The sequence below is a fragment of the Curtobacterium flaccumfaciens genome (assembly GCF_051548005.1).
Classification (GTDB): domain Bacteria; phylum Actinomycetota; class Actinomycetes; order Actinomycetales; family Microbacteriaceae; genus Curtobacterium.
Window position 1 is genome coordinate 1 of record NZ_JBPUGH010000205.1, and the last position, 4749, is coordinate 4749.

Below are 4749 nucleotides of genomic sequence, written 5' to 3' on the forward strand. Positions count from 1 at the left end.
GAGCACCACACCGCCCCTCCTGATCCGCTGTCCGCACCTCTGACCAGGGAGCGCACATGAGCAACCTCGTCTACTTCTCGAGCGTGTCCGGCTACACGGCCCGCTTCATCGAGAAGCTGGGGCTGCCGGCAGACCGGATCCCGCTCTACCCGAACGACCCGTTCCTCCACGCGGACGAGCCGTACGTGCTCGTGCTGCCGACCTACGGCGGCGGCAACGGGCAGGGGGCGGTCCCGAAGCAGGTCATCAAGTTCCTCAACGACGAACGCAACCGCTCCCTCATCCGCGGTGTGGTCGTCGGCGGCAACACGAACTTCGGCGAGGCCTACGGTCTCGCGGGGGACGTCATCGCTCAGAAGTGCGGCGTCCCCGTCCTCTACCGTTTCGAGCTCTTCGGCACGCCTGACGACGTGCACGCAGTCACCACTGGATTGGAAGCATTTTGGACGCAGCAGTTGCAGACGTCGATCTGACGTCGCCGCAGACGGGGATGGACTACCACTCCCTCAACGCGATGCTCAACCTCTACGACGCGAACGGGAACATCCAGTTCGACAAGGACCGTGAGGCTGCCAAGCAGTTCTTCCTGCAGCACGTCAACCAGAACACCGTCTTCTTCCACAACCTGAAGGAGCGGCTCGACTACCTGGTCGAGAACGAGTACTACGAAGCCGCGACGATCGAGCAGTACTCGCTCGACTTCATCCAGAAGCTCAACGACCTGGCGTACTCGAAGAAGTTCCGGTTCCAGACGTTCCTCGGTGCGTTCAAGTACTACACGAGCTACACGCTCAAGACGTTCGACGGCAAGCGCTACCTCGAGCGCTTCGAGGACCGCGTCGTGATGACGGCCCTGGGCCTCGCGCAGGGCAACGAGCAGCTCGCGATCGACCTCGTGGAAGAGATCATCGCCGGCCGCTTCCAGCCCGCGACCCCGACGTTCCTCAACACCGCGAAGGCACAGCGCGGCGAGCTCGTGTCCTGCTTCCTCCTCCGGATCGAGGACAACATGGAGTCGATCTCGCGCGGCATCAACTCCTCGCTGCAGCTCTCGAAGCGCGGCGGCGGCGTGGCCCTGCTGCTCTCCAACATCCGTGAGGCCGGCGCCCCGATCAAGCAGATCGAGAACCAGTCCTCCGGGATCATCCCCGTGATGAAGCTGCTGGAAGACTCGTTCTCGTACGCGAACCAGCTCGGTGCGCGTCAGGGTGCCGGTGCCGTCTACCTGTCGGCGCACCACCCCGACATCATGAAGTTCCTCGACACCAAGCGCGAGAACGCGGACGAGAAGATCCGCATCAAGACGCTGTCGCTCGGTGTCGTCGTGCCGGACATCACGTTCGAGCTCGCGAAGAACAACGAGGACATGTACCTCTTCTCGCCGTACGACGTCGAGAAGGTCTACGGCATGCCCTTCGGCGACGTCCCGATCTCCGAGAACTACCGCGCGATGGTCGACGACTCGCGCATCAAGAAGACGAAGATCAAGGCGCGTGACTTCTTCACGACCATCGCCGAGATCCAGTTCGAGTCGGGCTACCCGTACATCGTGTTCGAGGACACGGTGAACAAGGCCAACCCGATCAAGGGCCGGATCAACATGTCCAACCTGTGCTCAGAGATCCTGCAGGTCAACACCCCGACCACCTTCAACGAGGACCTCTCGTACAAGGAGATCGGCAAGGACATCTCCTGCAACCTCGGCTCGCTGAACATCGCGCTGACGATGGACTCGCCGGACTTCGGCAAGACCATCGAGACCGCCATCCGCGGCCTCACCTCGGTGTCGCAGATGTCGCACATCTCGTCGGTGCGTTCCGTCGAGGACGGCAACGACAAGTCGCACGCCATCGGCCTCGGGCAGATGAACCTGCACGGCTACCTCGCTCGTGAGCGCGTGTACTACGGCTCCGAAGAGGGCATCGACTTCACGAACATCTACTTCTACACGGTGCTGTTCCACGCCCTGCGCGCCTCGAACAACATCGCCATCGAGACGGGGGAGACCTTCGACGGCTTCCGCGACTCGAAGTACGCGTCGGGTGAGTTCTTCGACAAGTACACCGATCAGGAGTGGGCGCCGGCGACCGAGCGTGTCCGCGAGCTCTTCGCGAACGCCAACGTGACGATCCCGACGCAGGACGACTGGAAGGCGCTGAAGGCGTCCGTCCAGGAGCACGGCATCTACAACCAGAACCTGCAGGCCGTCCCGCCGACCGGTTCGATCTCGTACATCAACCACTCGACGTCGTCGATCCACCCGATCGCGTCGAAGATCGAGATCCGCAAGGAAGGCAAGCTCGGCCGCGTCTACTACCCGGCGCCGTTCATGACGAACGACAACCTGGACTACTACCAGGACGCGTACGAGATCGGTGCCGAGAAGATCATCGACACCTACGCCGCTGCCACGCAGCACGTCGACCAGGGCCTGTCGCTCACGCTGTTCTTCAAGGACACCGCGACCACGCGCGACATCAACAAGGCCCAGATCTACGCATGGCGCAAGGGCATCAAGACGATCTACTACATCCGTCTGCGTCAGCTCGCCCTCGAGGGCACCGAGGTCGAGGGCTGCGTCAGCTGCATGCTCTGATTGCTTCCGCAATCACCCCTTGGACTGGAGGCGCGGTGCCAGCGCGCGCCGTGCCTCCAGTCCGTCAATCAGTCACCATCTCTTGAAGGAAACGTGCGTTGGTCGAGAAGCTGAAGCTCATTGATCGGGTCCAGGCGATCAACTGGAACCGCATCCAGGACGACAAGGACGTGGAGGTCTGGAACCGCCTCGTCAACAACTTCTGGCTGCCGGAGAAGGTGCCGCTGTCGAACGACGTGCAGTCGTGGAACACGCTGACGCCGGCCGAGCAGAAGCTGACCATGCGCGTCTTCACCGGCCTGACGCTCTTGGACACCATCCAGGGCACCGTCGGCGCCGTGTCGCTCATCCCCGACGCGATCACCCCGCACGAAGAAGCCGTCTACACGAACATCGCGTTCATGGAGTCGGTGCACGCCAAGAGCTACTCGTCGATCTTCTCGACCCTCGCGTCGACGCCCGAGATCGACGAAGCCTTCCGCTGGTCCGAGGAGAACCCGAACCTGCAGAAGAAGGCCCAGATCGTCATGGACTACTACCAGGGCGAATCGCCGTTGAAGCGCAAGGTCGCTTCGACGCTGCTCGAGTCGTTCCTGTTCTACTCCGGCTTCTACCTGCCGATGCACTGGTCGTCGCGGGCGAAGCTGACCAACACCGCGGACCTCATCCGCCTCATCATCCGCGACGAGGCCGTGCACGGGTACTACATCGGCTACAAGTACCAGAAGGGTCTCGAGCAGGTCACCGAGGCCGAGCGCCAGGAGCTCAAGGACTACACGTTCTCGCTCCTGTTCGAGCTGTACGAGAACGAGACGCAGTACACGCAGGACCTCTACGACGAGGTCGGGCTGAGCGAGGACGTCAAGAAGTTCCTGCACTACAACGCGAACAAGGCGCTGATGAACCTCGGGTACGAGCCGATGTTCCCGAAGGAGACGACGGACGTGAACCCGGCGATCCTGTCGGCGCTCTCCCCGAACGCGGACGAGAACCACGACTTCTTCTCGGGGTCGGGTTCGTCGTACGTCATCGGCAAGGCGGTCGTGACGGAGGACGAGGACTGGGACTTCTGATCCCGGTGTGATTCGTGGGAACGCCCCGCTGGCTTCGGCCGGCGGGGCGTTCTAGGTTCACGAGCACTGGCGATGCGGTCGCTTGGCGGGCCCTCAACGACTCGAACCGGACGGGGTACGTGGGACAAGCGAGCTGTAGTGCGTGCAATGCGGAAGCCCGTGTCGGCTGAAGGACCGGCTCTCGAGACGGGCCGCCAAAGTTGGCATACCCTTTGTGTCAGGCGCTCACGTACGCGCTCGACGAGAGGACACCGTGGTTGCTGCGTTCACTGGGGTGGGCTTCGCACCGATCCCGACGGCAATCGTCGCCATACTGGCGGCTGTGATCATCGTCGTCACCATCCTCAGGAGCCGCCGCCGCTAAGCGGTGCCTCACTGGTCGATGGGTCAGCGGACGCTCGCAGCTGGTCTCTACGATCACATCATTGCCCGCGCAGACGAGGGGACCAGCGTTGACGGATCACGCCCGACGCGCGTTGCTCAGCAACGGCGCCGCCCGCTGGAACCTCGTCCTCATCTGGGTCGTCATCGTCGTTGGTCTGCTGGCAGCCATCGTCTGCGTCGGGTTCATCCTGAACGAAAGCCTGACCTCGTACGCGACGTGCAGCGTCCGCAACGCGGGCTGCCGTGGTAACGCCGGCTGGTACAGCAGCATGGGGCTCACCCTCTTCGGAGGGTTCGCAGCAGTCATTGCCTGCGGGGCCATCGGCATCCGCAGCCACGCCCGCAGGAGCGGCGCCCTGTACCCGGTTGCCGGCCTCGGCGGTCTCCTCCTCCTCACCGCGGTCAGCTACGTCCTTCTCAAAGCCCTCACCAGTACGTAGTCGGCGGGCGCGGCTCGGCACGTACCGGCAGACCGCACCATCGCGCTCTTCACCGCGCTGTCTCGATAGTCGATGGTGCTTTCAAGGAGTCGTCGCAACGAAGGTCTTCGAGGCGACCATACGGGGCCGGGGGCATGCTTGGCGTTATGACGATCTACCCGGGTGATCCGCGCGACGTCTACCGGCGTCGTCGCGGACTGATCAACGCCGCTCAGGGAGTGTTGTTTCTCCCGGCGCAGGGCGGTTGGCTTCTCAT

Annotated in this window: 4 protein-coding genes; all 4 read left to right on the forward strand. The window is 63.1% G+C overall.

Features of this window, described 5'->3' with window-relative positions; all coding sequences use genetic code 11:
- The first annotated feature begins 56 nt into the window (after positions 1 to 56).
- The 4 genes from nrdI to ACSW7Y_RS16240 all read left to right on the forward strand — a co-directional run bounded on the left by nrdI (position 57) and on the right by ACSW7Y_RS16240 (position 4493).
- Positions 57 to 473: a class Ib ribonucleoside-diphosphate reductase assembly flavoprotein NrdI gene (gene nrdI, locus ACSW7Y_RS16225; RefSeq protein WP_438127273.1), complete on the forward strand. Its 417-nt coding sequence runs from the start codon at positions 57 to 59 to the stop codon at positions 471 to 473.
- Positions 474 to 490: 17 nt separating this feature from the next.
- Positions 491 to 2596 (forward strand): class 1b ribonucleoside-diphosphate reductase subunit alpha, encoded by a 2106-nt coding sequence (nrdE, locus tag ACSW7Y_RS16230; RefSeq protein ID WP_438127274.1) that lies wholly within the window; start codon positions 491 to 493, stop codon positions 2594 to 2596.
- Between the two features lie 98 nt (positions 2597 to 2694).
- Entirely contained in the window at positions 2695 to 3669 is a 975-nt protein-coding gene (nrdF, locus tag ACSW7Y_RS16235) for a class 1b ribonucleoside-diphosphate reductase subunit beta (RefSeq protein WP_438127275.1), read from the forward strand.
- A 452-nt stretch (positions 3670 to 4121) separates the two neighbouring features.
- Positions 4122 to 4493: a hypothetical protein gene (locus tag ACSW7Y_RS16240; RefSeq protein WP_438127276.1), complete on the forward strand. Its 372-nt coding sequence runs from the start codon at positions 4122 to 4124 to the stop codon at positions 4491 to 4493.
- Positions 4494 to 4749 lie beyond the last annotated feature (256 nt).

What these genes read in the sequence shown, in the direction of transcription:
- nrdE (WP_438127274.1), top strand. Translation starts at nt 491, where the DNA reads ATGGACTACCACTCCCTCAACGCGATGCTCAACCTCTACGACGCGAAC.
- nrdI (WP_438127273.1), top strand. Translation starts at nt 57, where the DNA reads ATGAGCAACCTCGTCTACTTCTCGAGCGTGTCCGGCTACACGGCCCGC.